The 25,986-nt window shown below is 42.9% G+C and carries 28 protein-coding genes and 1 tRNA gene; 3 read left to right on the forward strand and 26 right to left on the reverse strand.

Features of this window, described 5'->3' with window-relative positions:
- The 3 genes from oppC to P8P68_RS05780 form a co-directional block, all read right to left on the reverse strand.
- Positions 1-927, reverse strand: coding sequence for an oligopeptide ABC transporter permease OppC (gene oppC, locus P8P68_RS05770; protein ID WP_000103692.1), 927 nt, complete (start codon positions 925-927; stop codon positions 1-3).
- Positions 927-2,423, reverse strand: a complete 1,497-nt coding sequence (locus P8P68_RS05775) for an ABC transporter permease (RefSeq protein ID WP_049520606.1) — start codon at positions 2,421-2,423, stop codon at positions 927-929. Before P8P68_RS05775 ends, oppC begins: the two co-directional genes overlap by 1 nt.
- Positions 2,424-2,489: 66 nt before the next feature.
- Positions 2,490-4,469: a peptide ABC transporter substrate-binding protein gene (locus P8P68_RS05780; protein ID WP_070696075.1), complete on the reverse strand. Its 1,980-nt coding sequence runs from the start codon at positions 4,467-4,469 to the stop codon at positions 2,490-2,492.
- Positions 4,470-4,767: 298 nt separating this feature from the next.
- Between P8P68_RS05780 and P8P68_RS05785 the strand changes: the two genes are divergently transcribed.
- Positions 4,768-4,838, forward strand: a tRNA-Cys gene (locus P8P68_RS05785).
- A 132-nt stretch (positions 4,839-4,970) separates the two neighbouring features.
- Here P8P68_RS05785 and P8P68_RS05790 read toward each other — a convergent pair.
- From P8P68_RS05790 to P8P68_RS05840, 11 genes are all read right to left on the reverse strand, one after another.
- Positions 4,971-6,302 (reverse strand): hemolysin family protein, encoded by a 1,332-nt coding sequence (locus tag P8P68_RS05790; RefSeq protein WP_070696073.1) that lies wholly within the window; start codon positions 6,300-6,302, stop codon positions 4,971-4,973.
- 135 nt (positions 6,303-6,437) lie between these two features.
- Positions 6,438-7,262: a DNA/RNA non-specific endonuclease gene (locus P8P68_RS05795; RefSeq protein WP_000358998.1), complete on the reverse strand. Its 825-nt coding sequence runs from the start codon at positions 7,260-7,262 to the stop codon at positions 6,438-6,440.
- Between the two features lie 40 nt (positions 7,263-7,302).
- Complete coding sequence (locus P8P68_RS05800) at positions 7,303-7,497, reverse strand: DNA-directed RNA polymerase subunit beta (protein WP_000739701.1); 195 nt, start codon at positions 7,495-7,497, stop codon at positions 7,303-7,305.
- Complete coding sequence (murA, locus tag P8P68_RS05805) at positions 7,484-8,767, reverse strand: UDP-N-acetylglucosamine 1-carboxyvinyltransferase (protein ID WP_278275754.1); 1,284 nt, start codon at positions 8,765-8,767, stop codon at positions 7,484-7,486. The genes P8P68_RS05800 and murA overlap by 14 nt, the downstream gene beginning before the upstream one ends.
- Before the next feature lie 23 nt (positions 8,768-8,790).
- Positions 8,791-9,021 carry a DUF1146 family protein gene (locus tag P8P68_RS05810; protein WP_009013716.1) on the reverse strand — a complete coding sequence of 77 codons (231 nt, stop codon included), beginning with the start codon at positions 9,019-9,021 and terminating at the stop codon, positions 8,791-8,793.
- A 55-nt stretch (positions 9,022-9,076) separates the two neighbouring features.
- Positions 9,077-10,114 (reverse strand): SepM family pheromone-processing serine protease, encoded by a 1,038-nt coding sequence (locus P8P68_RS05815; protein WP_000730765.1) that lies wholly within the window; start codon positions 10,112-10,114, stop codon positions 9,077-9,079.
- On the reverse strand, positions 10,098-10,586 hold the full coding sequence (coaD, locus tag P8P68_RS05820) for a pantetheine-phosphate adenylyltransferase (RefSeq protein WP_001280710.1): 489 nt from the start codon (positions 10,584-10,586) through the stop codon (positions 10,098-10,100). The genes P8P68_RS05815 and coaD overlap by 17 nt, the downstream gene beginning before the upstream one ends.
- Positions 10,576-11,115 (reverse strand): 16S rRNA (guanine(966)-N(2))-methyltransferase RsmD, encoded by a 540-nt coding sequence (gene rsmD / locus P8P68_RS05825; RefSeq protein WP_278275755.1) that lies wholly within the window; start codon positions 11,113-11,115, stop codon positions 10,576-10,578. Before rsmD ends, coaD begins: the two co-directional genes overlap by 11 nt.
- Before the next feature lie 64 nt (positions 11,116-11,179).
- Positions 11,180-12,172 carry an aspartate--ammonia ligase gene (gene asnA / locus P8P68_RS05830; RefSeq protein WP_000747998.1) on the reverse strand — a complete coding sequence of 331 codons (993 nt, stop codon included), beginning with the start codon at positions 12,170-12,172 and terminating at the stop codon, positions 11,180-11,182.
- Between the two features lie 109 nt (positions 12,173-12,281).
- Positions 12,282-12,965 carry a Bax inhibitor-1/YccA family protein gene (locus tag P8P68_RS05835; protein WP_125389242.1) on the reverse strand — a complete coding sequence of 228 codons (684 nt, stop codon included), beginning with the start codon at positions 12,963-12,965 and terminating at the stop codon, positions 12,282-12,284.
- 54 nt (positions 12,966-13,019) lie between these two features.
- On the reverse strand, positions 13,020-13,760 hold the full coding sequence (locus tag P8P68_RS05840) for an RNA methyltransferase (protein WP_278275756.1): 741 nt from the start codon (positions 13,758-13,760) through the stop codon (positions 13,020-13,022).
- Positions 13,761-13,793: 33 nt separating this feature from the next.
- On the opposite strand from P8P68_RS05840, the gene P8P68_RS05845 reads away from it, so the two are divergent.
- Both P8P68_RS05845 and yidC read left to right on the forward strand, forming a co-directional pair.
- Entirely contained in the window at positions 13,794-14,072 is a 279-nt protein-coding gene (locus P8P68_RS05845) for an acylphosphatase (protein WP_001174609.1), read from the forward strand.
- Positions 14,073-14,149: 77 nt separating this feature from the next.
- Positions 14,150-15,079 carry a membrane protein insertase YidC gene (gene yidC / locus P8P68_RS05850; protein ID WP_049479479.1) on the forward strand — a complete coding sequence of 310 codons (930 nt, stop codon included), beginning with the start codon at positions 14,150-14,152 and terminating at the stop codon, positions 15,077-15,079.
- 74 nt (positions 15,080-15,153) lie between these two features.
- Here yidC and pflA read toward each other — a convergent pair whose 3' ends face one another.
- The 12 genes from pflA to P8P68_RS05910 all read right to left on the reverse strand — a co-directional run bounded on the left by pflA (position 15,154) and on the right by P8P68_RS05910 (position 25,946).
- Positions 15,154-15,948, reverse strand: a complete 795-nt coding sequence (gene pflA, locus P8P68_RS05855) for a pyruvate formate-lyase-activating protein (RefSeq protein ID WP_001288280.1) — start codon at positions 15,946-15,948, stop codon at positions 15,154-15,156.
- 120 nt (positions 15,949-16,068) lie between these two features.
- Positions 16,069-17,325, reverse strand: a complete 1,257-nt coding sequence (locus P8P68_RS05860) for a diaminopimelate decarboxylase (RefSeq protein ID WP_278275757.1) — start codon at positions 17,323-17,325, stop codon at positions 16,069-16,071.
- Positions 17,326-17,391: 66 nt separating this feature from the next.
- On the reverse strand, positions 17,392-18,219 hold the full coding sequence (gene purR, locus P8P68_RS05865) for a pur operon repressor (RefSeq protein WP_002874197.1): 828 nt from the start codon (positions 18,217-18,219) through the stop codon (positions 17,392-17,394).
- A gap of 104 nt (positions 18,220-18,323) precedes the next feature.
- Positions 18,324-19,265, reverse strand: a complete 942-nt coding sequence (locus P8P68_RS05870) for a 3'-5' exoribonuclease YhaM family protein (protein WP_268702916.1) — start codon at positions 19,263-19,265, stop codon at positions 18,324-18,326.
- A complete protein-coding gene (locus P8P68_RS05875) occupies positions 19,255-20,511 on the reverse strand; it encodes a DNA recombination protein RmuC (protein ID WP_278275758.1) in 1,257 nt (418 codons plus the stop codon). The genes P8P68_RS05870 and P8P68_RS05875 overlap by 11 nt, the downstream gene beginning before the upstream one ends.
- Position 20,512: 1 nt before the next feature.
- Positions 20,513-21,175, reverse strand: a complete 663-nt coding sequence (locus P8P68_RS05880; protein WP_278275759.1) for a thiamine diphosphokinase — start codon at positions 21,173-21,175, stop codon at positions 20,513-20,515.
- The gene (rpe, locus tag P8P68_RS05885; protein WP_278275760.1) at positions 21,138-21,794 is read right to left on the reverse strand and encodes a ribulose-phosphate 3-epimerase; all 657 of its coding nucleotides are present in this window, start codon (positions 21,792-21,794) and stop codon (positions 21,138-21,140) included. Before rpe ends, P8P68_RS05880 begins: the two co-directional genes overlap by 38 nt.
- A gap of 10 nt (positions 21,795-21,804) precedes the next feature.
- A complete protein-coding gene (gene rsgA / locus P8P68_RS05890) occupies positions 21,805-22,683 on the reverse strand; it encodes a ribosome small subunit-dependent GTPase A (protein ID WP_278276306.1) in 879 nt (292 codons plus the stop codon).
- A gap of 1 nt (position 22,684) precedes the next feature.
- A complete protein-coding gene (rsmA, locus tag P8P68_RS05895; RefSeq protein ID WP_001216884.1) occupies positions 22,685-23,557 on the reverse strand; it encodes a 16S rRNA (adenine(1518)-N(6)/adenine(1519)-N(6))-dimethyltransferase RsmA in 873 nt (290 codons plus the stop codon).
- Between the two features lie 186 nt (positions 23,558-23,743).
- Positions 23,744-24,598 carry an SDR family NAD(P)-dependent oxidoreductase gene (locus tag P8P68_RS05900; protein ID WP_000832168.1) on the reverse strand — a complete coding sequence of 285 codons (855 nt, stop codon included), beginning with the start codon at positions 24,596-24,598 and terminating at the stop codon, positions 23,744-23,746.
- A complete protein-coding gene (gene rnmV, locus P8P68_RS05905) occupies positions 24,595-25,173 on the reverse strand; it encodes a ribonuclease M5 (protein WP_000659978.1) in 579 nt (192 codons plus the stop codon). Before rnmV ends, P8P68_RS05900 begins: the two co-directional genes overlap by 4 nt.
- Positions 25,170-25,946 carry a TatD family hydrolase gene (locus P8P68_RS05910; protein ID WP_000575652.1) on the reverse strand — a complete coding sequence of 259 codons (777 nt, stop codon included), beginning with the start codon at positions 25,944-25,946 and terminating at the stop codon, positions 25,170-25,172. Before P8P68_RS05910 ends, rnmV begins: the two co-directional genes overlap by 4 nt.
- Between the last annotated feature and the right edge of the window lie 40 nt (positions 25,947-25,986).

Genomic DNA, 25,986 nt, shown 5'->3' on the forward strand with positions numbered 1-25,986 from the left:
CTATCTATGTGTACGTGGATCACTAGCATCCGCTAGGTTTTGACCAACAACGAAAAGAGATAGGGATACCAAGATCAAGGTTGTCAACGGAATCCAGAACAAGTAAGCGTTGGTCGTAACGTTTTGTGAGTAATCTGAGATCAAACGTCCCAAACTTGGCACTGTTACAGGCAATCCCAATCCAAAGAAGGAAAGGAAGGCTTCATAAGAGATGAAGCTTGGCAACATCAAGGTCATTGTAGAAACAATAACAGATACCAATTGTGGCATGATGTTTTTAACAATGATTTTAAAGGTTGGTGTTCCAAGTGTTTGAGAAGCAAGGTTGTATTCCAAGTCACGGTAACGCATGATTTGGATACGAATCATATAAGCAATCCCAATCCAAGTTGTCACACTCATTGCAAAAATCAAATTCCAGAAACCAGCACCGATTGAGTAAGTCAAGACAATGACAATCAAGAGAGATGGAATGTTTGAAATAATGTTATAAACTTCCATCATGACACGGTCAACGGATTTTGAAATTCCCCAAATTCCACCAACAATAACCCCAATTACAAGGTTGATAAAAGTTGCAATTACAGAGATGAGGATAGAGTTACGCGCACCAAACCAAACCCCGTCAAACAAGGATTTACCATTGCTATCTGTACCAAACCAATGTTCAGCATTGGGCTTGATAAAACGAGCAGAGAAGTCATTGACCTTACTTACATCGTTGAAGTCAAAATCTGAGAACATTGGGTAAATAAAGCTCATCAAGATAATAGCAACCAAAATTCCTAGCATAAAGACGGTTGATTTTTTCTTTAGAAATTGTCTAAATACAGAACCCCAGTATGAATAGGCAGGAGCATCAATTGTTTCAGAGGCAAAATCGTCACGTTTTACGAACTGAAATTTTTCTTTATCGATTGTTGACATTATTTGCCTCCTTTCTCTGTCAATTTAATACGTGGGTCAAGCATGGTCATCCAGATATCACCTACAAAGAGTGAGAAGATAGAAATACATGTGAAGATGAAGACAAGACCAACTACCATTGAGTTGTTTGATGCCTTAACAGAGTCAATCAACATTTTACCCATACCTGGGAAAGCGAAGACCGTTTCTGTCAATGTTGCACCACCGATAACTCCGATTACGGCACCAGGAATACCTGAAACCAAAGGAACCATGGCATTTTTAAAGATGTGTTTATTTGAAATTTCTTTTTCAGACAAACCTTTGGCACGAGCAAAACGTACGAAGTCCTGAGATTGCAAGTCGATCATGTAACGACGAATCCAGATAGCTGTACTTGGTGCACCCAGCAAACCTAGAATGACTGCTGGCAAGACATATGAACGCCAGTCCCCTGCTCCCAAGATAGGAAATGAATCTGGCAGACCGATAGATGATCCAATCAAGCGCACGATATAAACCAAGGCAATCGTTGGAAGGGCAAGCAAGAAGGTTAGAGCACCTGTCGAGAAGCTATCAATCCAAGTATTCTTGTGGCGAGCCATAGCAGATCCAAGTGGAATCGCAATCGCATACGAAATAATCAAACCAATCAAACCAGCAACCGCTGAGCTTGCAATCATTGATGGGTATTGGTAATTGCTTTCTGTAGCTGTATATGGATCATCCTTACCATAGTTGGCTACCTCACGCGCATCTGCTTGACTTGGAGATTTGTAGGTACGAGAGTAGATATCTACAGATGAAGTCTTTTTACCTGTAGGGAATTGAACTTCTGATGTCTTAGTTTGTCCCTGACCTTGTGTGATAACTTGAAGCACTGGTGTGTTTGCATAAGTTGGGTAAGAGTCACCCAAGTTAATGTTCACAAAGTTTTGGTGTACAAATGGAAATTGATTGTTGAAATACAAAAGGTATTTATGTTTTGTACCTGAGCCAACCAATGACCAACCGATAGCAGGGTCATTTTCAAAACGAAGATAGCGTTCCAAGTTTGGATTTTCAGGGTCCTGGATCTTGTTTGGATGATCAATATCAATCAAGTTGGCATAGAATTTGAAAACACGTTCAAAAATTGGAATTTCACGCGTAGCATAGAATTGACCACTTTCTGAGAACACACCGAGTGTCCAACCATTTCCTAGTTGGTTGATGTATTTTTCGTAGATTGCCTTATTGGTATCATTGGCATCCACTGTTACAGACGAATCCATCGTGCTCGCTCTTTCTTGCAACTCTTTGGTATCGTAGTACTCGATATAGCCCATCCGTTCATAAACGGTATTTTCATAATTATCCCGCTTGTCCGGCGTCGTTGCAATCTTGTTATAGTTGGTATCCTGCTTGAAAATCAATTTTCGAGGAACCATCGTATAGATAATTGTGTAGGTCAAGGTTGTCACCAAGAAAATAGACAACAATGAACGCAATACACGCATAAAAATATATTTCTTCATATCGTTTCCTTTTAAAATCCCAAAAGAACCTTCTCCTCATGGAGAGAAAGTTCTCTTGAGAGTTATTTATTTAACGTGATTAGCCAATTCTTTTTGAACTTTTTCGTTTGATTCTTTTTTCTCTTTGAGCCATTTTTCACGAGCTTGTTCATAGTCAGCTTTGGTTACAACCTTGTCTTGTAACTGAATATACTTGAAGTATACATCTGAGCCTTTGTCTCCAGATTGGCTATATGATGCAGAGAATGGCACAACACGAGAAATGAATGGTGCAGCACCAGTTGATGACATAGCTGGCAAGATGAGTGAGCTATCTGTCAACCAAGCTTGAGCAGCTGCGTATTTTTCATAACGAACATTCAAGTCGCTTGTTTCTTTAGCAGCTTCATCAACTAGCTTATCGTATTCTTTCAAACCAACTTGAGCTGCTGCAGCATTATCCGCACCTTCGTAACCCATGTATGTTTTTGTTTGTTCAGCATTCGTTGTCTTCAAGATATCAAGGTAAGTTGATGGATCTTCATAGTCAGGGTTCCATCCAACGGCACCTGAGAGATCCCAGTCTTCTGCTGCTGCATTCGCCGCATAGTAGGTAATATTAGTAAACTCATCTTTAGAAACTTGTTGGATATCGATGACTACATTGCCTTCTCCAAGCACTGTTTCAACGGATTGTTTGAAGGATTGAATACGTGCGATATAGTTTTTAGCTGTTTGGTCTACTGGAACATCCAAATGGATAGGGAATTTTACACCTTCTGCTTCCAATGCTGTTTTGGCTTTGGCAAATTCAGCTTTGGCTTTATCGGCGTTGAAGAGTCCATCTTGACCATCCGCAAAGTTTACATTCTTCCACTCATCACCGTAAGCAGCCATCTTTTCAGTTACCAAGTCACCGAAAGTTTTTTCACCTGCAGAGACAAAGTCAGGTTTTACAAAGAGGTTACGAACGGCACGAGGAGCACCTTCTTTACCATTTACTTGAGCTGAGTAAGACGTACGGTCAAAGGCAAAGTTCAAGGCTTGACGGAAGTCCTTGTTAAGGAGGGCTTTCTTAGTAGAAGTCTTCTCTTCATCAGTTGTCTTAGAAGTGTATTTGTAACCTTGGCGGTCAATATTCACACCCAAACCACCAATACCAGGTCCTGATGGGGTGTAGAAGATATTTTCCTTGTAGGTTTCTTCTACTTTAGAGTAGTTTGAACTTGTTGGGTAAAGACGGGCATAGCTATAAGCTCCACTTGTAAAGTTACGTTCAATTGACTCTTGGTCTGAACCATCATAGTAAGCAAGGGTTACTTTATCAATATGAACATTATCTTTATCCCAGTAGTTTTCATTCTTAGCGAACTCGATAGATGACTTAGCAGTCAAACCTTTCAGCAAGAATGGTCCATTGTAAAGCAATGATGTAGGGTCAGTCGCTTTAGCAAAGTCAGATCCTTTTGATTTTTCAAATTCTTCGTTCAATGGCCAGAAGATTGCGTAGGCCATCTTAGAGTTCCAGTATGGTTCTGGTTGGTTCAAAGTATACTCAAGAGTATAATCATCAACTGCCTTTACACCTACTGAAGAAAAGTCTTTTGTATTACCTGCTAAATAATCAGACAATCCTTTAACAGAATTTTCTGCTAGGTAAATTGCTTCTGATTTTTTATCAGCTGCGTGTTTCAAACCATTTACAAAGTCTTTGGCTGTCACTTCAGCATACTCTTCTCCGTCAGATGTGAACCATTTGACTCCTTTACGAATCTTGTAGGTATAAGTCAAACCGTCTTTTGAAACTGACCAGTCTTCTGCAACTGCAGGGACTAGATTCCCATACTTGTCGTTTGTGAAGAGTCCATCGATACCATTTGAAGTGGCAATCTTAGTACTTTGTTTCCCTGAAATGAGGTAATCCAAAGTTTCTGGGTCAGCTGAATAAACATAGCCATAATTTTTTGGCGCTGTTGAATCAGATGATTTTGAAGAACCGCAAGCAGCTAGTACTCCTGCTGCTAATAAAGCAACTCCTGCTGCAACAAATACTCTACTTTTTTTCATGTTTTTAACTCCTCTTGAAAAATTTAGGCTTATTGGAAATTATAACATATATTTTTTAAAAAGTAAACGAATTTTCAGAATATTTAGGCGCATTTCCTCAAAAAACTTCTATTTGTCAAAATTCTTGCATTCTTTGTTTGTTTCTGCAAGAAATACTTTCTAGTCCAACCCTCTTTAGAACGGGATTTTTACAAGCTTTTTCTCACTTCTTCGATCATCATCTGTTTTCCTAAATTGGATTTTAGAATAAGAAACTATTGACGAGAAATGATTTTCAAGGTATAATAATAAACGTTGAGGCGGTATAGCCAAGTGGTAAGGCACGGCTCTGCAAAAGCTTGATCGTCGGTTCAAATCCGTCTACCGCCTTTCAGTACCTGAATTAACAGGAATTAACCAAATGAAAAGCTCGTAAAACCGGGCTTTTTTATTATTCCTAATAAGTGGGATAACTGAACCTACCATCTAGATTTACAAAAAGCAGTGACTCAAGTCACTGCTTTATTCTGTTTCTTCTTCAGGTTCTAGTTCTGTGATTTGAACTTTTACCTTGGTAACACGTCCATTTTTCACCTTATCGTTGGTCAGGACGACTTGCTTGTTTTGACTGACCAGTTGGTAACTGATTTTCTCAGTGGTTGGAATCGTACCAACACCCGTCAAATAATAACCGGCGATGGTATCCACATCATCGCTTTCTAGTTCGACACCAAAGTAGTTATTGAAGTCGTTAAGATTCATGGTTCCCTGTGCAATATAGGTGTCCTCACCGATTTGATGGACTTCGATTTCTGCCCTATCGGTCTCGTCATCAATCTCACCGACAATCTCTTCTAAAAGATCTTCCAGAGTTACCAAACCAGCCATACCACCATATTCATCGAGCAAAATGGCCATTTGTCTTTGGGTATTTCGCAATTCTTTTAGCAAGTCATCCACAAAAATGGTTTCAGGAACAAAGAGTGGATCTTGTAAGATCTTCTTCCAGACAATATTTTCAAAGCCATCTGCATAGGCAGCGTTTAGCAAACGCTTGGTATGAATCAAACCAATCACATTGTCCTTATCCCCATCATAAACTGGGATACGGGAAAAGTTTTGTTTTAAAATACTTTGGATAATGGTTTGACTATCATCCTGAATATCCACCATAAAGGCATCTGTCCGAGGAACCATGACTTCTCTCGCCATCAGCTCATCTAGAGAGAAGATCCCTTGTAACATCTCGATTTCGTCTGCATCCAAAGTCTCCTCACTTTTGGTCAACATGTACTCAATTTCATCTCGAGTCATTTTTTCATCCGCATCATCAAAGGTCATTGGCGTTAAACGACTCAAGAGATTGGTTGAAGCAGATAACAACCAGACAAAGGGACTGACAATCTTCCCAAGCCCAATGATAATCGGAACAGAGCGAATGGCTAAGGCATCTTTTAGATTAAGGGCAATCCGTTTAGGATAGAGTTCACCAAAAACAATAGAGATGTAGGTCAAGAATGCCAAAGAGAGGAAACTTGCAATGGCATAAGTTGTTTCTCCATTCCCCATCCAAGAGGCAATTACTTGTCCAAGTGTATCTGCCAATTTTGCCCCTGACAAGATCGTGATCAAGGTGATACCGACTTGAATGGTTGATAAAAAGTGGTTAGGATTTTCAAGTACCTTTAACAAACGGACGTAACGTTTGTCTCCCTCTTCTGCTTTTTGCTCAACTCGGGAACGGTTTAGTGACACCATTGCCATTTCAGTGGCTGAGAAAAAAGCATTTAACAAGGTCAAGATAAATAACAATACAAACTGTAGCAACAAATTCTGACTGCTCGGGTCTTCCATAGTCCTTCTCCTAAAATAGTATCTTGTGTTTCATTATATCATAAAATCTCTCAGGATTCACATTATTTTTCATTTAAACAACAGCTCCCCTGCCTCTAAAAGACAAAGGAGCTGTTTTTATAGTATCTATTGTTTCTAGTCCGTCACTGTTACTTGCCCTGTTCGGTAATCAAGCTGGATTCCCTTTTGAACATTGGGGATTAGGACATTGAATTCCAATTCGCCATCTGAAGACTTGGCTTCGATTTGTGAAGCGGATGGAACTAGGTCCTCATTTGTCGCATAGTGGAGCGTCACGCGATAACGGACCCTCTTGTTTTGGTCCAAGGCTTTTCTGACCAAACTCTCATAGTAGTTCTGACCTGTCGAATCCTCAGCCTGCGCTTGGTTAGCCCAAGCTGTCTGAACTGCAATATTCTTGGGATTGCTGGTAGAGGCATCAAAACCATCCAAACCACCTATCAAAGCATAACCCAGCAGGTGTCCTCTATCAACTGCATGTGTATAGGACCCCTTTAGATTCTTGACCTGATGCCATCCTGGTGGCGTCCAAGAGGTGGAGCCATTTCCAGTCTCTTCACGATTTTTATACTGCCGAGTCGCTTTGGATAAGATGGCATTGGCAACCGTTGGAACTGTTTCTTTTCCCACTGTCTTTGTTTTATTATCCGCATAGGGTTTGCTAGAAACCTTGGCATCTAGATTGGTTTTATTGCCATTGACAATAAAGGCTCCTGCTCCATTCCACTCAAGCCCCCCCTTGATTTGGTTTTTGATTAACTCAGTTAAGACACTTTCAGCCAGCTCCTGACTGGGAGCTTCTGAAGCTTGTTTTTTCTGACTAACCTTGGTTCTAGGGGTGTTTGGCGCTGTCTGCATCTGCTTGATATAGTAGCTTCCAGCAGCCAAGAGTAAGAATATAAGTAACCCTATCAGAGCTTGTCTTGTTTTTTTATCCATTTTTCTCCTTATTTCTTTAGAAAAAGACTGGTCTCCCAGCCTAATTTCCTGTAAATTTGCTAATCAATTCCTGCCACTTTGCTGGAGACAAGATAGCCCATGGATCCTGTCCCTTTCCTAGGATACCATAGCCAACCATCAAGCCGATTCCTAAAGCCAGAAAGCCTAGCAATAGTACGATAAAAATCAACAGTAAACGACGGAGTACATAGCGTAAGTTTTTATTCTTCTTCATCATTTGCCTCGATTCGCTGAATCTTCGCTCCTAGCTGAGCCAATTTCTCATGGAAACGGTAGTAACCTCTATCAAGGTGGACTAATTTACCAACAACTGTCTCCCCTTGCGCTACTAAACCTGTCAGAATCAAGGCCGCACTGGCACGAAGGTCCGTTGATAGAACTTCTGCCCCCTGTAAAGCCTGTCCCCCAACAATACGAGCTGTGTCACGGATAATCTCTGAGTGCAAGCCCATACGGCGCATTTCCTCTAAGTGTTGGAAGCGATTCTCAAACACTGTTTCCACCATGGTGGATTCCCCTTTTGCGACTGTCATCAGAGCTGTAAATTGCGCCTGCATATCTGTTGGGAATCCTGGATGTGGTAAGGTTTTTACATGAACAGCCTTGAGATTTTCAAGTTGAGAACGAATACGAATGCCTTCTGATTCCTCTGTCACTTCAACGCCCATTTCAAGGAGTTTTGAAATCAAGGGGCGATTGTGTTCCCAGACTGCATCACGAACGAGGACATCTCCACCAGTCATAGCTGCCGCTACCATAAAGGTTCCTGCTTCGATACGATCCTGTACAACACTGTGAGTCGTACCATGGAGTTCCTCGACACCAGTTACTGTGATTGTTTCAGTACCAGCTCCCTTGACCTTGGCTCCCATTTCATTAAGAAGGATAGCGAGGTCAACAATTTCCGGCTCACGCGCAGCATTTTCAATGACCGTCACACCATCAGCTAGAGTCGCTGCCATCATCAGGTTTTGTGTTGCACCGACACTTGGAAAGTCCATGTAGATATGAGCGCCATGCAGGCGTTCTGCCTTGGCTTCGATGTAACCAGCTGTCTGGGTAATCTTAGCTCCCATAGCTTCCAAACCTTTGAGGTGGAGGTCGATGGGACGACTCCCGATGGTACATCCCCCTGGCATGGATACCTTGGCATGGCCTACACGAGCAAGGATTGGTCCCAAGACGACGATCGATGCACGCATCTTGCTGACATACTTGTATGGAGCTTCCTCCGTGATATCACCAGTCGCATCAACCTCGACAATATGTGCTTCCTCATCAAAGTCCACCTTGGCATTCAAACCACGAACTACTTGATTCATGGTGAAAACATCTGACAAGATTGGGACATTCTGCAAGACTGTCTTACCCTTGCTTGCTAGAATAGTCGCTGCCAACAAGGGCAAGACTGCATTCTTTGCTCCCTCGATCGTCACACTCCCGACCAGACGATTATCTCCGCCTTGAACCACAATTTTTTCCATAGTTGTTTCCTTTACTTTTGATTTTATAATAGTCCTCTAAGTGCTTCTTGCCACAGTTGGTACAAACTGATAAAGAATGAACTCAAGATGTAGCCCATCACAATACTAAAGAAGCCTACCAACAAACGAACTTTTTTTGTGTTAGTACCGGTCACTTTTAAAACCTTTTCCCATCTCACAAGATCCTTCAAAAGGTAAAAACTCAAATAAATAAAGAGTATATGACTACTTAGAGTGAATAATAATTGAACCATTTGACTATTATACCATCTTATCCGCTTGCGCGCTAGTTTTCAATTTTTCTACGAATTAGGGATTGTTTTTAAGGTAATCAATTGCATCCTGCAAAGTCTTAACGGGAACGATTTTCATCTCTGTTTTGATCGTTTTAGCAGCTTCTAGGGCTGTTTCATAGTTGCTTTTCGCATTGGGATCTGCTTTTTTTGCTTCCTCGGTGACTGGATTGTCAGGAGCAAAAAAGATGTTGGCTCCCTGACGAGAGGCTGCAACTACTTTTTTATCAATTCCACCGATGTCGCCAACATTTCCATCGCGATCAATAGTTCCCGTTCCCGCAACGATGCGGCCATTACGAAGTCCTGGATCTGCTATCTGGGTATAAATAGCGAGACTAAACATGAGACCGGCACTTGGGCCGCCGATACCAGCTGTTGAAAAGCGAATTGGAACGTCACTGGTCACTTCCGTACGGTCAATCAAACCAATTCCAATCCCGTTTTTTCCGTTTTCGAGAGTGATAATTTTACCTTCTGCAGACTTGACTTTTCCGTCTTCTTCATAGGTTACCTTGACCGTATCTCCTAATTGTTGAGAGTTGACATAGTCGACCAAGTCTTTTGAACTGTCAAATGTTTTGTCATTAACAGCCGTCACGGTATCTGCAATGTTCAGAATGCCCTTAAAAGTTGAATTGTCCGTCACGGTCAAGACATAAACTCCCAGATACTTGAGTTCAATATCTTTCCCAGCCGTCTTCAATCCTTGATACTTGGCCATGTTTTGAGAAGTTTGCATGTAGAACTGATTGATCCGCATAAACTCTGCATCAGTAGAGCCACCCGTAGTCTCCTTGGCACTTCTAATATCTGTGAAAGGCGTTAACCAAGCATAGACAAGATGCGATAGGGTTGCGTGTCGAATACCGACTGTTACAAACTGGTAAGCTCCTGCTTCTGTGTCTTCTGTTTCATTGACTTTCAAAACGCGACGAATATCTTCCGCTCCACCTGGAACTTCTATGTAGTATGGTAAAGGTACTACAAAGGCTAAAAACGTCAATATTAGTGCTAGGATGACATATAAGGGCCATCTAGTTTTTTTCTTCATGTTCTAATTCCTCCACAACACTATTTGGGACATATTGCTGAATCTCCTGACCAAACTTCAGAAGTTCTCTCACGGCCGAAGAGCTGATATAAAGATGCTCTGGGCGGCTATATAGGTAAATGGTTTCGATTTCTGGAGCCAGTTGATGATTGTAGTAATCAAAACTAGACTCATATTGCAAGTCGGTGGTATTTCGCAAGCCACGGACAAGGGTCTTAGCACCCAGTCTTTTTGCAACATCGACGACTAGTTGGTCATGAGAAGCCAGCACCTCTACATTATCTAAATGCGCCACCGCTTTTTCGACTGCTCGTTTACGGTTTTCAACAGGGAGAAAGCCTTGTTTGTGGGGATTGTAGAACACCCCGACATAGAGCTTATCAAAGAGTTTGCTGGCACGTTCAATGATATCCAGATGTCCATTTGTCATCGGATCAAATGAACCTGTAAATAATCCAATTTTATCTGACATAGACCGTCACCTTACTAATCCCATATATTTTTTCCTTCCAGATGCCTAAGCAGGCGATTTCTTCTGGAAGTTCTACAGACTTATCGGTTTCACAGACAACCATGACCTCTTCGGAGAAAAGGTTTCTTTCTGCCATTTTCTCGATATCTGCAACGATTTGTTCCTTGGCATAGGGAGGGTCTAAAAAAACCAGGTCAAAGGGACCATTCACTTGCTCCAAGGCCCGTTCAGCCTCCATCTTTAAGAGCTGAAATTTGGAAACTTCCTTGGTCATCTGGATATTTTCAGCGATGATAGCTTGTGCCTTTCGCTCCCGTTCCACTAAGACAGCACTGGACATCCCTCTTGACACAGCTTCAATAGACAGACCGCCACTGCCAGCATAGAGATCCAAGACACGACCACCCTCAAAATAGGGACCTATCATGTTAAAGATAGCTCCTCTCACCTTATCAGATGTCGGCCTCGTCGTCTTGCCTTCTAGCGTCTTGAGAGGACGCCCTCCATAGATTCCTGATACGATTTTCATACCGTTTATTATACCAAATTATGGGAAAAAAGAGAAAGAAAACCGAACCTTACGGTTCGATTTTCTACAAGATATTTTCATAAGTGTCGCGGACTTCTTGCGGCCAAACACTAGTCTGAACCTCTCCGATGTGTTTCTTACGAAGAAGGAACATGGCCATCCGAGACTGTCCAATCCCTCCACCGATTGTCAATGGGAAAAGGCCGTTGAGCAGGGCTTTATGCCATTCCAACTCCAGACGATCTTCGTCTCCTGTAAGGGCCACTTGGCGACGAAGGGTGTCTTCATCTACCCGAATCCCCATTGAGGAAAGCTCAAAGGCACAGCCAAGAGATTCGTTCCATACTAGGATATCTCCATTTAGTCCCTTGTAGCCATTCTCAGACTCTGTAGTCCAGTCATCGTAGTCAGGTGCACGGCCGTCATGAGGTTTTCCGTCAGGCAACTCTCCACCAATACCAATCAAGAAGACTGCACCAAACTCTTTACAGATCGCATTTTCACGCTCTTTCGGTGTTAAATCTGGATAGCGTTCCACCAACTCTTCTGTGTGAATGAAGGTGATTTGTTTTGGCAAGATGGATTCGATATCGTAGCGGGCTTCTACGGCTAGCTCTGTCAGACGAATAGCCTTGTAAATCTTCTCAACAGTTTCTTTGAGATAGGCGATATTGCGTTGACCATTTGGGATAACCTTCTCCCAGTCCCACTGGTCCACATAAACTGAGTGGGTCGCGTCGAGCGAATCTTCGTCTGGACGAAGGGCCTTCATGTGAACAAACAGACCTTCACCTTCACCGAAACCAAAACGGGCTAAGGTGTGGCGTTTCCATTTGGCCAGTGAGTGAACGACTTCATAGGTTTCATCTGGAATCTGCAAAACCTTGACAGATACTGGATTTTCGACACCTGACAGGTTGTCCTGCATCCCATCCCCGACCTTGCTCAAGATAGGACCTTGAACTTCAACAACTTCTAACTTATCTTTCAAATACTGGGTAAAAGTGTTTTTGACAAAGGAAATTTCTTCTTGTTGATGAATAAAACTTTTCTTCATAAACAGCTCCTCAAAAATTAGTTAAAAGCATTATACACCTATTTCCAAGAAAAGAAAAGAGTAAATAAGAAAAAGTCAGTGCTCTTTTGAACACTGACTCTGTCATTCATTAATCGTTTCGACCAAAGATACGTAAGATGCTAAGGAAGAGGTTGATAAAGTCTAGATAGATGCTGAGCGCCATTGAGATGACCCATCCTGTCGCTACTTGTCCTCGTGACTGCTCATAAACATAGCGAATCTTTTGGTTGTCCCAAGCAATCAAACCTGAGAAAACCAAGACCATGGCAATACTAATCATGTAGTCAAAGAAACTATTGGCTAAAAATAGATTCACAACCATGGCAATGATGAGACCAACAAGCGCTGCCATCAAAGCTCGGCCTATTCCACTCAAATCTTTCTTGGTGAAAATTCCGATTGCCGCCATGACAAAGAAGAGTAGGGCACTGGATACAAAGGCTGACAAAACTGTTCCCGGCGTATAGAAAGCTACGACAAAGCTAAGGGTAAAACCATTTAAAACAGAATAAACTAAAAATACTGGGAGAGCTGCTGGGCTATTTTTTGCAGCCATGCTACTTGCAACAAAGACTAGAGCAAGTTCTGCGAAAGTTGCAATCATCAACCAGAGACGGCCATGCATTAAAAAGTAGACCAATTGGGACTGAAAGACTGTCAACATCAAAGCTGACACGAGAGCTGATAGACCAATCCCAAGTCCCACAAAGGCATAAACCTTAGCGTAAAATTGATTGAGACCTGAACGTTCTTGAATAATCGTTTGATTCATTCTGATTCTCCTTTTTCTATAAATATGTCTTGATTATAACAAAGATTTTATAAATTAGCTGAAATAAAACATCAATATACCTGCTGCAACTGCCACGTTGAGACTTTCTGCTCGACCTTTCATGCCAATATGAACCAGCTGATCAGCACTCTCAGCCATGACAGAACTAATCCCCTGTCCTTCATTTCCCATGACTAAAGCAAAGTTCTCTAGTGAAGAAAGTTCACGATAATCCTTTGACTCTCTCGATAAGGTCGTTGCCAGAATGGGCAAATCGCTCTTCTTTGCCTCCTCTACAAAGGTGGCAAGAGGCAGACGATAGATAGGCAAATGAAAATGACTTCCTTGCATGGAACGCAGGGTCTTGAGACTGTATATATCTGCTGACTTGTCTGAAACAATAACCCCTGTAAAACCTGCCGCATCCGCCGTCCGAATCATGGTGCCCACATTACCAGGATCTTGAACATCCTCTAAAAATAGATACTTGCCCTGATGGAGATCAGGCAGTCCCACTTCTTCTTTTTGAATCACTGCAACAATGCCTTGAGGAGTTTGCGTATCTGCCAAATCTAGCAAAATCTCCTCTGAAACCCAAATAGTTTGAGGAAAAGCAACTAGCTGATCTCGGTAACTTTCTAGGGCAAAGACCTTTTCAATCGTCACTCCTGCTTGAACAGCTTCTTCGAATAAGTGCCAGCCTTCAATCAAATAAGCAGACTTTCGATATTTTTTTTGATGTAATTTCTTGGCATTTTTTACCACAGAATTGGCTTTTGAGGTTATAATAGTCATAGAAATATTATAACACAATCAAAGGGGTTTGGTATGCAAAAGGTTAGAATGATTGCCCAAGGCAGGGTGCAGGGTGTTGGTTTTCGTTGGGGTGTTGTTACTTTAGCTCTTGAAATCGGTGGCATCACTGGTCGTGTCTGGAATAACGACGATGGCACAGTGGAAATTCTTGCTCAGGCAGACTCCTCTGCCACTATGGCAAAATTTATCCAAGAAATCCGAAAAGGTCCGACACCTTTTTCAAAAGTTACCTATCTAGATGTACAAATGAGCAACTTTTCATCCTATTCGGACTTCAAAGTCGCAAATTAGGTCTCCAGAACTATTGTATATTTTACAAAAAAACAGTAGAATAGAAAGGTACAATTTTTAAAGAAGGAATGAAAACATTGAAATCTATTAAACGTTTTGCCCTCTCTGCTATGGGAGTGGCTATGCTACTCGTCTTGACAGGCTGTGTCCAAGTAGACAAAGCAACAGGACAACCTACAGGATTGATTTGGAATACCATCGGAGCACCTATGGCTGAAGCCATCAAATACTTCGCTACTGATAAAGGTCTAGGCTTTGGTGTGGCTATCATTATCGTAACCATTATCGTGCGCTTGATTATCTTGCCACTTGGTATCTACCAATCATGGAAGGCAACGCTTCACTCTGAAAAGATGAATGCCCTCAAACATGTCCTTGAGCCACATCAAACACGCCTTAAAGAGGCAACAACTCAAGAAGAAAAATTAGAAGCCCAACAAGCTCTCTTTGCAGCTCAGAAAGAACACGGCATCAGCATGTTCGGTGGTGTAGGATGTTTCCCTATCCTCATTCAAATGCCTTTCTTCTCTGCTATCTACTTTGCAGCCCAATACACTGATGGAGTAGCTAGCTCTACCTTCTTGGGTATCGATCTTGGTTCACCAAGTCTGCTCCTTGTCGCTTTCGCTGGTATCCTCTACTATCTCCAATCACTCCTCTCACTTCATGGAGTAGAAGACGAGATGCAAAGAGATCAACTAAAAAGAATGATTTACGTGAGTCCACTCATGATTGTCGTCTTCTCCCTCTTCGCACCAGCCAGTGTGACGCTTTACTGGGTTGTCGGTGGTTTCATGATGATTCTCCAACAGTTCATCGTTAACTATGTTGTTCGTCCAAAACTTCGCAAAAAAGTTCGTGAAGAATTTGCCAAAAATCCACCAAAAGCAAGTTCATTTTCAACTGGAGGCGGACGCAAAGATGTCACTCCAAACCAAGCAACTGCGATTATGACTAATAAGAAACATAAAAAACGCAATGCTGGTAAACAACATTCTAGAAAATAAGAAAAAAAGCTTAGCTGAAATGCTAGGCTTTTTATGCATCACAAAAGCCCGATGTCTCCATCGGGCTTCTTTTTTTATCCATGAACACGTTTCATGTAGTCTTGGTAACTTTCTGTATCCATCAATTCCTTGGCATTCTTGACACGATCTGCTGTTGGAGGTTTGACCCCTTCAAGCGAATAAGGAATTCCAAGTTCACGCCACTTGAACTCACCCATGGTGTGATAAGGCAAGATTTCAAACTTGTCAACATTTTTGAGGGTTTTAACGAATTTACCGAGTTCGATCAAGTCGTCATCTCTGTCTGTCAATCCCGGAACCAGCACGTGACGAATCCAAACAGGCTTCCCGATATCTGATAGGTACTGGGCACAGGCCAAGATGTTTTTATTAGTTTGGCTTGTAACAATCTTATGCTGTTCTTCGTTGATTTCCTTGATATCCAGGAGAACCAAGTCTGTCACTGCCATGAGTTTATTAAACTTTTCGAGATAACGTGGTTTATTACGGAACGGAAGGGCACAGGTATCCAAGGTACAGTGGATTCCTTTTTCCTTGGCCTTGGTAAAGAGGGCAATTAGGAAATCAATCTGTAAGAGGGCTTCTCCACCACTAACAGTGATTCCTCCCTTGTCTCCCCAGAAACCACGGTATCGAAGGGCTTCTGTCAAGACATCGTCTACTGTCCGTTCGCGTGATTTATTGGTCTCCATAGCCCATGTGTCGGGGTTATGACAGTACTGGCAACGCATGTGACAGCCCTGCAAAAAGACAATAAACCGAATCCCAGGGCCATCTACCGCCCCAAAACTCTCTGTCGAATGCACCATTCCTGTCACTTGTCCATAGTCAATTGTTTCTTCAGACATATCGTCACCTTCCTTGAAACCGTTTTATAGTTTTATTATATCACGAGTAAGGTGAAAAACAAGGTTTTTTGTCTATTTTTTAGAAAGCAATCTGTTTTTCACTTTCATTTTCAATTTCTTTTAATGATCCGATTCAAAATCAAAACCATACAAGGTTGCAAAATAGTCCTCAGGGCGCTCTGCACGGCGGATTTGGCGGGCTTTTCCTTCTTCGGTATAGAGGATTTCTGCCGAGCGTAGTTTGGCATTGTACTGGTAACCCATGGAGAATCCATGTGCACCTGTATCATGAATCACTAGCAAATCACCGATTTCTGTATGAGGTAGCTCGCGATTCACTGCAAATTTATCATTGTTTTCACAGAGTGAACCAACCACATCTACCACCTCAATAGGTCCATCTGGATGGGTCAGATTGGTGATATGGTGGTAGGCTCCATACATGGCTGGACGCATGAGGTTGACTGCTGATGCATCCACACCCAGATAGGTACGATAGGTTTTTTTCTTATGAGTGACTCTTGTGACGAGAGCTCCGTGAGGGGCTAACATAAAGCGGCCCAATTCGGTGAAAATCTTAACCTGACCAAGTCCTGCTGGTGTAAGAACTTCTTCATAAACCTTACGCACTCCTTCACCAATCACAGCGATGTCATTTGGCTCCTGGTCTGGGTGATAGTTGACACCAATACCGCCGGAAAGATTGATAAAGTCTAGCGAAATACCCAACTTTTCCTTAATTTCAACGGCTAATTCAAAAAGCTGACGCGCCAACTCTGGGTAGTAGAGATGGGTGACGGTATTGGATGCTAGGAAAGAGTGAATCCCAAATGTCTTGGCTCCTTTTTCCTTCAAAACCGCAAAGGCTTCAAAAAGCTGATCCTTGGTCATGCCAAACTTGGCTTCTCCAGGATTGTCCATAATATCTGTTCCCAGTTCAAAAACACCGCCAGGATTGTAACGACAAGAGATGATTTCTGGAATGCCTGCCGCTCGCTCCAGATGTTCAATATCTTCAAAGGCATCCAAGTTAATGGTCGCACCTAATTCACGCGCATAAGCGTACTCTTGGTCTGGGGTATTGTTAGAAGAGAACATGATTTCAGAACCGGGGAAATCCAGTTTATGGCTCATCAAGAGCTCCACGTAACTAGAACAGTCCACACCACAACCTTCCTCTTGGAGGATTTTCAAGATGGCTGGGGTTGGAGTGGCCTTGACGGCAAAATATTCTTTAAAGCCCTTATTCCAGGAAAAGGCCTGGTTGACTGCTCTTGCTTTTTCACGAATCCCCTTCTCATCATACAAGTGAAAGGGAGTCGGGAACTCTGCAACAATTGTTTCTAAATCTTCACGGCTGATAAATGGTGTTTTCATAGGCGTCCTTCTATTCTGTTTGCAAAGAAAGGCTGGGACAATCGTTCCAACCTTTAGTTCTATCTCTTATTTGTCTTCGTCAAAGATATTTCCAATCTCAACATCAATGGATTGGTTCTTAACATCAATATTGGTAACCTTCAAGAGTGACTTGTAATCAAACTGCTTTTCACGTTCTTCTTGGGCATTGTCTGCAAAGACTGCGACACCAGCTAGTTCAGAATCGAATTCACGCAAGAGACTAATCATCCCGTTGACAGTTCCGCCGCCTTTCAAGAAGTCATCCACAATCAAGACACGACTGCCTGCCTTGAGACTGCGTTTTGAAAGGAACATTTTCTCAATGCGGTCACCACTGGAACCTGAAACATAGTTGACGCTGACCGTTGAACCTTCGGTAATTTTCAAGTCACGACGCACAATGACAAATGGAACGTTGAGGACATTGGCAACTGCATTTGCGAGTGGCACACCTTTTGTTGCTACTGTCATAACGGCATCGATTTTTTGGTCCATAAAGCTCTTGGCAATGATACGCCCAATATTTTTCAAAATGGCAGGCGTACTAAGCAAATCAGACAGGTAAATGTAGCCACCTGGCAAGATACGGTCGCTTTCTGAAAGTTTGTCACGCAAGTCTGCGATCATTTCTTTGGCTTCATGACTCGAAATTGATGGTGTAAAGATAACGCCACCACCTGCTCCAGTCACAGTCTGAATATGGCCGATTTCGATTTCCTCAAAGGCACGCTTGATAATCACGATATCCTCTGAGATAGAGGATTTAGCAGATTCGTACTTTTCTGCAAAGGTGTTGAGACTGGTTAGTTTGTATGGATTATTAATCAAATAGTTGGAAATGACAACCATCCGATCACTTCTTCTTAATTTCATTTTTATTTACCATTCCATTTAATTTTGATATTTTATCCATTATACCATATTCACATAAAAAAACGAACATTATTGTGTAAAAAATGCTCGTTTTTCTTAATTTATTAATCTAAATCTGGTTTATAGAAGGAACGATTGTCCATGGCGAAGATTTTGTTGGTCATTTCTCCTTTATCCACCAAAGCAAGAGCTGTTGTCATCATCATCATGCTGGCATCGAGATTATCGATCATATGAATAATCTCTGCCTCCATAATGCGTGGACGGACAGGACTACCATACTCTAGGAGACCATGATGACTGAGAATGACATGGCGCAGTAGCACCACTTCTTCTCTAGTATCATCGATGCCCAGTTCCATGACTGTCTTAGTGATTTCGCTATCGATAAGGGCGATATGTCCAAGGAGATTGCCTCGTACTGTATACTCCGTCTGGTCTGGTCCCGTCAACTCAATAACCTTAGCCAAATCATGCAGCATAATCCCGGCATAGAGGAGGCTCTTGTTGAGCTGAGGATAGATCTCACTAATGGCATCTGCTAAGCGCACCATGGTTGCTGTATGATAGGCCAAACCCGTTTCAAAGGCGTGGTGGTTGGTCTTGGCAGCCGGATAGGAGTAGAATTCCTTATCATACTTGGTGTAGAGACTACGAACGATACGCTGCCAGACAGGATTTTCAATCTTGAAAATCATTTGCGACATGTAGTCACGGATTTCCTTGACATCAACTGGTGACTTGACCTTGAAGTCAGCTGGATCATTGGGTTCCCCAGGCTGAGGCAAGCGGAGAGTAATTTGATTGACTTGAGGAGTATTATTGTACACTTCTCGACGTCCCTGCATGTGGACCACCTTCCCAGCGGTAAAGGCCTCAACGTTATGAGGTTGGGCATCCCATAGTTTCCCCTCAATCTCGCCGCTATCGTCTTGGAAGGTAAAGGCTAGGTAGTTTTTCCCAGCACGCGTCTGTCTTAGGTCAGCTGACTTAATCAGGTAAAAACCTTCAAACAGCTCATCTTTTTTCATGTGACTAATCTTCATATTCTTCCTCATCTTCTTGGAAATGGAGTAGATCAAGCGCAGGCTCACCTTCTGATAACTCAATGTGACGGAGCGTCCGCTCGATAGCTGTGGTACGACGGTTTAATAATTCATCAATATTGCCAGAGGCATGTTGAAGATGTTTTTGTGCCTTAACCAAAATCCCCCCGAACTTGCCAAACTCAGTCTTAACGCTAGCAAGAGTCTTGCTGATATGATCTGCACTCTTTTGGATATTGAGAGTTTTGAAGCCAACTGATAGAGAGTTAAGCAGGGCTGATAGGGTACTTGGACCAGCAACAATAATCTGCTCCTCCCGTCTCAAATCATCAAAGAAGACAGGATTGCGGACGATTTCTGAGTAAAGTCCTTCTGTTGGAACAAACAAGACTCCAAAATTGGTCGTTCGAGGCGGCGCCAGATACTTGCTCTTGATATCCTTGGCAAAGCGCTTGACGCTAGCTAAAAGTGACTTACGACAACGTTCGATTTCGTCCTTATCGCCTGCTTCATAAGCTTCTTCTAAGCGGTAATAATCCGCCAGTGGAAACTTGGAGTCAATCGGTAAATAGACATATTCCTGGTCCCCCTGTCCAGGTAACTTGATGGCATACTCCACTCGCTCGCTAGAGTTCTCAACCGTTGCAAATTCTCGTTCGTACTGGGCTGGTGTCATGATGTCTTCGATGATTTGCCCCAGTTGCAATTCTCCTAGAATCCCTCGCGTCTTGGTCCCAGAGAGAACTTTGTTGAGTGCGCCAACATCGCGGGCAACTGTCTGCATTTCTCCCAGGCCACGATTGACAGACTCCAGTTGTTTGGAAACTGTCTCGAAGGAAGCCTGCAAGCGTGTCTGCAAGGTCTTTTCTAACTTTTCCTCGACAGTTTGACGCATTTGTTCCAAACGTTGCTCATTTGATTCCTGCAAAGCTTGGAGACGTTGGTCAGTCTTGTCTCTGGTTTGCAAGAGATTATCTGTCATTTCTTGACGGACTTGAGTCAAGCCTTGATGCAATTCCATTCGTACTTCCTGCAAGCGGTCGCTGACAGCCACTTCAAGATTTTTTTGGTCAAGCTGACTAGACTGTCTGGCTTGTTCAAAGCGGTAATCTAATTGATCTGAAAGATTGTCTGCCTGTTCCTCCAAACTCTTGACTAGATATTTGTCTTGCTTATCCTGCCTCTGCCAAATGAGAAAGAGCCCAAGAAGATTAGCAACTAGTAAAATAACAAGTAAAATCTCCATCCTATCTCCTGTCCTTGCTATGCAGTACGACTACATAGCCATCTGGGCAAGTCACCGAAACTTCCCTATCTATATATTCGTTAGAAGCGTACACTTTTTTAAAGAAAAAATTTTCCTCAGTCAATTCGTACTTGGCACCGATAATGGCCAACTGACTATCCCTCACGGGCATAAAGGCTAGATAGTCATAGTCTGAACGCGGTTCAAGCTGACTGGTCCCTTCTGGACAATAGCTAAGCAAGTTTTGCCCATCCTCAATCGCTATCTGGCGCATATAGGGTGCCAACTTGGGATTGCTAGGCAGAAAAACATTGGCCAGCATATGGTCAATCCGACCACCCAAAGCCCCAAAAATGGTCACTTGGGCTTGAGGATTTTTTTCAAAAATCGTTAAAAGTGCTAGTTCCAGATCCGTATCATCCTTTTCTGGCTGGGCTTGAACAAAATGTTGGGCACGTTTTTGAATCAACTGACGTTCGTCTGCAGTCACCGAATCAAAATCCCCAACTGCTAGAGCCAGAGGCAAGTCTTCTTCCAAGACCCAGAGCGAGCCGCGATCCACACCGACAAAGCAATCAAAATCCGTCCGATAATGGCCACGGTCTCCACCTGCAAAAACAGCAACCCTAGTCCAGTTGTTTTCTGAGCGTTTGCACTCGTTCATTGACATCTCCCTTAAAGACATAAGACCCTGCTACAAAAACGGTCGCACCAGCTTCTTTAGCTTGAGCAATGGTTTGATCATCAATCCCACCATCGACTTCGATCTCAAAATTCAAGCCTTTTTCCTCACGGAGGGTAACTAACTCACGAACCTTATCCATGGTTTCAGGCAGAAAAGCTTGTCCGCCAAAGCCAGGGTTAACCGTCATGACGAGGACTTGGTCCACTAGGTGAAGTACGTGTTTGATAGCTTCAACCGGTGTACCAGGGTTAACGACAACAGAAGGCTTGACACCTAGAGAACGAATCTTTTGAAGAGCACCATGGATATGAGGCGTTGCTTCGACATGAATGCTGATGATATCTGCACCTGCACGCGCAAAGTCCTCTAAATGGTGCTCAGGATTAGCCACCATCAAGTGGCAGTCAAAGACCATCTTGCTATGGGGACGAAGAGCTTCAACCACACCTGCACCAAAGCTGATCTGAGGTACAAAGTGACCATCCATGATATCGATATGGGCATATTCTGCCCCAGTTGCTTCTAGGTGTTTGATTTCACGTTCAAAGTTGGCATAATCTGCTGCCAGAATTGACGGAGCAATCTTGTATTGAGACATCGGTTTCTCCTTATTTTGGAATTTTTTTGCTGACTTTTTTATAGGTTTCTCTGCGATTTTCAATCTCACTGAGGAATTGCAGGTAATTGTCAAAACGGAAGCTGGCAATGATACCTTCCTCTACTGCTGGCTTGACGGCACAGGACGGCTCATGGGTATGGGTACAAGTACGGAATTTACAGCCCCGACTGACACTAGCAATCTCTGGAAAGGCCTGATTGAGGTCTTCAGCCGTTGACACTTCATAATCCAGTGATGAAAAGCCTGGTGTGTCCGCGATTTTACCCCCATTGAGATTGTAAAAACTAACAGCTCGAGTAGTATGGCGACCGCGACCCAGACTGTCTGAGATTTCTCCTGTTTCAAGATTGAGGTCTGGTGCGATTTTATTAAGGAGTGTTGATTTTCCAACACCTGTCTGCCCCATAAAGACCGTCACTTTTCCTGTCAACAAAGGCAGGAGTTCCTCCTTACTGGTCACAAAGTCATAACCAATGGCACGATAGGTTTGTTGATAAAAACTTAATTCTTCGCTATCTTCCAGCAAATCCATTTTGGAAATATAGACGATGGGATGAATGCCCTTGTGTTCCAGAAGAACCAAGAACCGATCCAGCAAATTGCTGTTAAAATCAGGTTCCTTGACGGACATGATCACCACAGCTTGGTCAATATTGACAATAGGCGGACGGACGAGACTGTTTTCCCGTTCATGAATCTTGAGGATATAACCTTCGGAATTTTCCTCTGCAGAAAAATCTACCCAATCCCCAACATAGGGCGTGTGGCCTTTTTTACGAAAATTCCCGCGCGCACGTGTCTGATAGACTTGGTCCTCACTCTCCACATAATAGAAGCCTGCCAAGGCTTTAATGATTTGTCCCTGCATCTTAGAGTCCTTGTCCTTTAAGCGCATCTGAAAGGCTAGCAAATTCTTCCAAGCTAAGTGCTTCCCCACGCACAGATGGAGACAAGCCTGCCTGATCCAAAGCCTTGGTCAACTTTTCCTTGACTTCATCAGTCTTGCCAAAGTAGCCTGTCAGGTTATTCCACAAGGTCTTGCGGCGATGAGTGAAACTAGCCTTGGAAACCTTAAAGAAGAAGTTCTCATCTTCCACTGCTACAGCAGGCTCTGGACGGCGCACCATTTTTAAAATGGCTGAGTCCACGTTTGGGGCTGGCACAAAGACCGTACGAGGCACGATGAAGGCAACCTTAGCTGTCATATAATACTGGACAGCAATCGACAAACTACCGTAAGCCTTGGTGTTGGGTTGGGCTGAGATGCGATCTGCCACTTCTTTTTGCATCATAACCACAAACTCGCTAAAAGGAATGCCACTTTCAATCAAGTGCATGAGAATAGGCGTCGTAATGTAGTAAGGCAAGTTGGCTACCACCTTAATGGGCAGGTCAGGATTTTTGAAATTCTGGATATGCTGGGCCAAGTCAACTTTGAGAATGTCCTCGTTGACTACGGTAACATTGTCAAAATCACGTAAAGTATCTGCCAAAATCGGTACCAAACGGTGGTCAATCTCAAAGGCCATAATCTCTGCCGCACGCTCAGCCAAAAACTCCGTCAAAGCACCAATTCCTGGCCCAATTTCAATGACATTAACCTGGTTATCAATTTCAGCCGTATCCACGATCTTTTGAAGAATATTGGTATCCGTCAGGAAATTTTGCCCGAAGGACTTTTTAAATGTAAAACCGTGACGCTCCAGCACTGCCTTGGTCACGCTATAATCTGCAATTCTCATCTATTCTCTTTTCTATAGTTACTACCTCTATTGTAACACATTCCCCTGGTATTTTGGGAGTGCTTAGCTATTATCATAACTTTCCATCACTTCTTCCACTTCGGCCAAGGTCACTCCAAACAGAGTTAAATATCTGAATTTCTTTCCACTATTGAAGCAGTCCATGAAATTTATTTTTCTCATCCTTTATGGATTGTCTCTTGAGAAAGTCAGGTGCTCAAGCAAAGAATAGAGTTTTTCTTGCTCCTCTTCTTCGTAAGCAGGTGCATTTGCTTTTACTTCCTTGCATTTCTCGTCATACAAAAATCCTTCATAGCGATCTTCTGTAGATAAAGCTGTATAAACTTTGGCCATTTCTTCAGGACTAATCGAAAGTTTTGACTTAATTTTATACAGATTTTTCATAAAAGCGCTGAGGTGATTGTAGCGACGCATATCTACTTTGACATTGGTCACACGGATTGCCTGAACCTTGATACCTTCCCAATGTTCTCGCATATAAAGTGACAACATCAACAAGGCCAGTTTATTTTGATAATAGGTCTTAGCAGGACTGTAATGTTTTTGACCAGATAAATTTTCAAAATCAAGTTTCATGAAAGGATAGAGTATCAGCCCTTGAGAAGAAATATTAATAATCCGACCACTCTCAGACTTTTCTAACAAACCTTTCAACAAGATAGAAAGCAAGAAAGGGGCGGCAACATTGGTCGCAAATTGCTTTTCTAAACCATCCTTAGTCAGGATGGGCTTTTTAACTGACAAATCAAAGTCAGCTGCATTGTTAATTAGAACGTCTAGAAAGTCTTCTTTTTGAATATACTGTTCCGCTGCTTCCCTGACACTCTTCATATCAGATAGATCAACCAAGATATAATCTACATGTGGATTTCCTGTCTGTCGACGAATTTCCTCACAAGCTTGCTCCGCAGCTTCTTCCCGTCTACAAAAGAGAGTTACCGACCAGCCTTTTTCAGCCAACTGTTTAGCAACCTGATAACCAATGCCACTATTGCCACCTGTAATAATCACTCTTTTCATTTCTGACTCCCTTGGACTGAATACTTAGCTATCACCTCTTCCACTTCTGCCAAGGTCACTCCAAACAACTCCAACCGCTTGAGCAGCTGTTTTCCATTGGAATAGCCGATGCGGAGCTGTTCGCCTAGATACTCTCGGCGCCTACGACTGTCTGCTCCCGCCAAGAAACCTAGGCGAATCAAGTCACCACGACTGATGTCAAACTCGTTCTCGTTTTCAAATTGCTCTGTCACCTGAGTCAGCGCTGTTTTTAGATCTTCATAGCTGGCGTGTTCGATTCCCAGAGAACGTCCCTTGGACTTAGATTCGGGAACAGCCTCATCTCGCTTGAGAAAGGCATGCTGTACTGTTGGAATGGCCGTCATAATCATGCGACGAATCCGCTCCCCATTAAAATCTGGATCTGTAAAGACAATGACTCCATGCAGTTCATGCAGGCGCTGAATCCGCTCTATATCCTGGTCATTTATTGCAGAACCTCGTGTTTCATAGGTCTCTACATCAAAGTAACGTTTGAGATTGGCCGTATCATCCCGTCCTTCGACTACGATGACTTGGGAAATTTTTTCTTTCATGATTGTTTTTCCAATCCAAAAATACGCTCTGCATTTGCAGTTGTTACTGCGGCTAACTCCTCAGTCGTCATCCCACGCAAATCCGCAATAAAGTCTATCACATAGCGAGTATAGGCTGTTTTGTTTTCACGGCCACGTTTAGGAACTGGTGCCAAGTAAGGGGCATCTGTCTCTACCAAAATCTTATCCAAAGGTAACTCTTTAGCTGCTTCCTGAACATCTGTCGCCTTCTTGAAAGTCACCACTCCTGAGAAGGAAATCGTCATACCAAGCTCGACAAACTTCTCAGCCCACTCCAGAGAACCTGAAAATGAATGCATGATGCCACCACGAGGGCCGACGCCCTCACTCTTGATAATCTTATAAGTATCTTCCAGCGCATCGCGGGTATGGACCACAAAAGGTAAATCCAAGTCCTTGGACAGCTGAATCTGACGGCGAAAAACCTGCTCCTGTACTTCCTTAGATGCTGTCATCCAGTGATAGTCCAGACCAATCTCCCCCAAGGCAACAACTTTTGGATGTTTTAGTTTTTCCAGCAAGTAAGCTTCGACCTCATCTGTGTATGTCCCTGCTTCAGTCGGATGCCAGCCAATAGTTGCGTAGAGTTGCTCATACCCATCTGCCAACTCTAGGGCCCGTTCAATGGTTGGCTTGTCAAAACCAACAATATTCATCCGCGTCACACCCATCTCAGCAGCCAAGGCGATTTCTTCTGCCTCACGGCCTGTAAATTCTTCCACATTTAAATGTGTGTGCGTATCAAAAATCATCTCTTCTAACCTCATTTTCTTCCATTATTATACCAAAAAT

The organism is Streptococcus sp. D7B5 (genome assembly GCF_029691405.1).
Taxonomy (GTDB): Bacteria; Bacillota; Bacilli; order Lactobacillales; family Streptococcaceae; genus Streptococcus.

Coding starts and splice junctions, on each gene's coding strand:
- oppC (WP_000103692.1), bottom strand. CDS start 927: ATGTCAACAATCGATAAAGAAAAATTTCAGTTCGTAAAACGTGACGAT.
- P8P68_RS05775 (WP_049520606.1), bottom strand. CDS start 2,423: ATGAAGAAATATATTTTTATGCGTGTATTGCGTTCATTGTTGTCTATT.
- P8P68_RS05780 (WP_070696075.1), bottom strand. CDS start 4,469: ATGAAAAAAAGTAGAGTATTTGTTGCAGCAGGAGTTGCTTTATTAGCA.
- P8P68_RS05790 (WP_070696073.1), bottom strand. CDS start 6,302: ATGGAAGACCCGAGCAGTCAGAATTTGTTGCTACAGTTTGTATTGTTA.
- P8P68_RS05795 (WP_000358998.1), bottom strand. CDS start 7,262: ATGGATAAAAAAACAAGACAAGCTCTGATAGGGTTACTTATATTCTTA.
- P8P68_RS05800 (WP_000739701.1), bottom strand. CDS start 7,497: ATGAAGAAGAATAAAAACTTACGCTATGTACTCCGTCGTTTACTGTTG.
- murA (WP_278275754.1), bottom strand. CDS start 8,767: ATGGAAAAAATTGTGGTTCAAGGCGGAGATAATCGTCTGGTCGGGAGT.
- P8P68_RS05810 (WP_009013716.1), bottom strand. CDS start 9,021: ATGGTTCAATTATTATTCACTCTAAGTAGTCATATACTCTTTATTTAT.
- P8P68_RS05815 (WP_000730765.1), bottom strand. CDS start 10,114: ATGAAGAAAAAAACTAGATGGCCCTTATATGTCATCCTAGCACTAATA.
- coaD (WP_001280710.1), bottom strand. CDS start 10,586: ATGTCAGATAAAATTGGATTATTTACAGGTTCATTTGATCCGATGACA.
- rsmD (WP_278275755.1), bottom strand. CDS start 11,115: ATGAAAATCGTATCAGGAATCTATGGAGGGCGTCCTCTCAAGACGCTA.
- asnA (WP_000747998.1), bottom strand. CDS start 12,172: ATGAAGAAAAGTTTTATTCATCAACAAGAAGAAATTTCCTTTGTCAAA.
- P8P68_RS05835 (WP_125389242.1), bottom strand. CDS start 12,965: ATGAATCAAACGATTATTCAAGAACGTTCAGGTCTCAATCAATTTTAC.
- P8P68_RS05840 (WP_278275756.1), bottom strand. CDS start 13,760: ATGACTATTATAACCTCAAAAGCCAATTCTGTGGTAAAAAATGCCAAG.
- P8P68_RS05845 (WP_001174609.1), top strand. CDS start 13,794: ATGCAAAAGGTTAGAATGATTGCCCAAGGCAGGGTGCAGGGTGTTGGT.
- pflA (WP_001288280.1), bottom strand. CDS start 15,948: ATGTCTGAAGAAACAATTGACTATGGACAAGTGACAGGAATGGTGCAT.
- P8P68_RS05860 (WP_278275757.1), bottom strand. CDS start 17,325: ATGAAAACACCATTTATCAGCCGTGAAGATTTAGAAACAATTGTTGCA.
- purR (WP_002874197.1), bottom strand. CDS start 18,219: ATGAAATTAAGAAGAAGTGATCGGATGGTTGTCATTTCCAACTATTTG.
- P8P68_RS05870 (WP_268702916.1), bottom strand. CDS start 19,265: ATGAAGATTAGTCACATGAAAAAAGATGAGCTGTTTGAAGGTTTTTAC.
- P8P68_RS05875 (WP_278275758.1), bottom strand. CDS start 20,511: ATGGAGATTTTACTTGTTATTTTACTAGTTGCTAATCTTCTTGGGCTC.
- P8P68_RS05880 (WP_278275759.1), bottom strand. CDS start 21,175: ATGAACGAGTGCAAACGCTCAGAAAACAACTGGACTAGGGTTGCTGTT.
- rpe (WP_278275760.1), bottom strand. CDS start 21,794: ATGTCTCAATACAAGATTGCTCCGTCAATTCTGGCAGCAGATTATGCC.
- rsgA (WP_278276306.1), bottom strand. CDS start 22,683: ATGCAGGGACAAATCATTAAAGCCTTGGCAGGCTTCTATTATGTGGAG.
- rsmA (WP_001216884.1), bottom strand. CDS start 23,557: ATGAGAATTGCAGATTATAGCGTGACCAAGGCAGTGCTGGAGCGTCAC.
- P8P68_RS05900 (WP_000832168.1), bottom strand. CDS start 24,598: ATGAAAAGAGTGATTATTACAGGTGGCAATAGTGGCATTGGTTATCAG.
- rnmV (WP_000659978.1), bottom strand. CDS start 25,173: ATGAAAGAAAAAATTTCCCAAGTCATCGTAGTCGAAGGACGGGATGAT.
- P8P68_RS05910 (WP_000575652.1), bottom strand. CDS start 25,946: ATGATTTTTGATACGCACACACATTTAAATGTGGAAGAATTTACAGGC.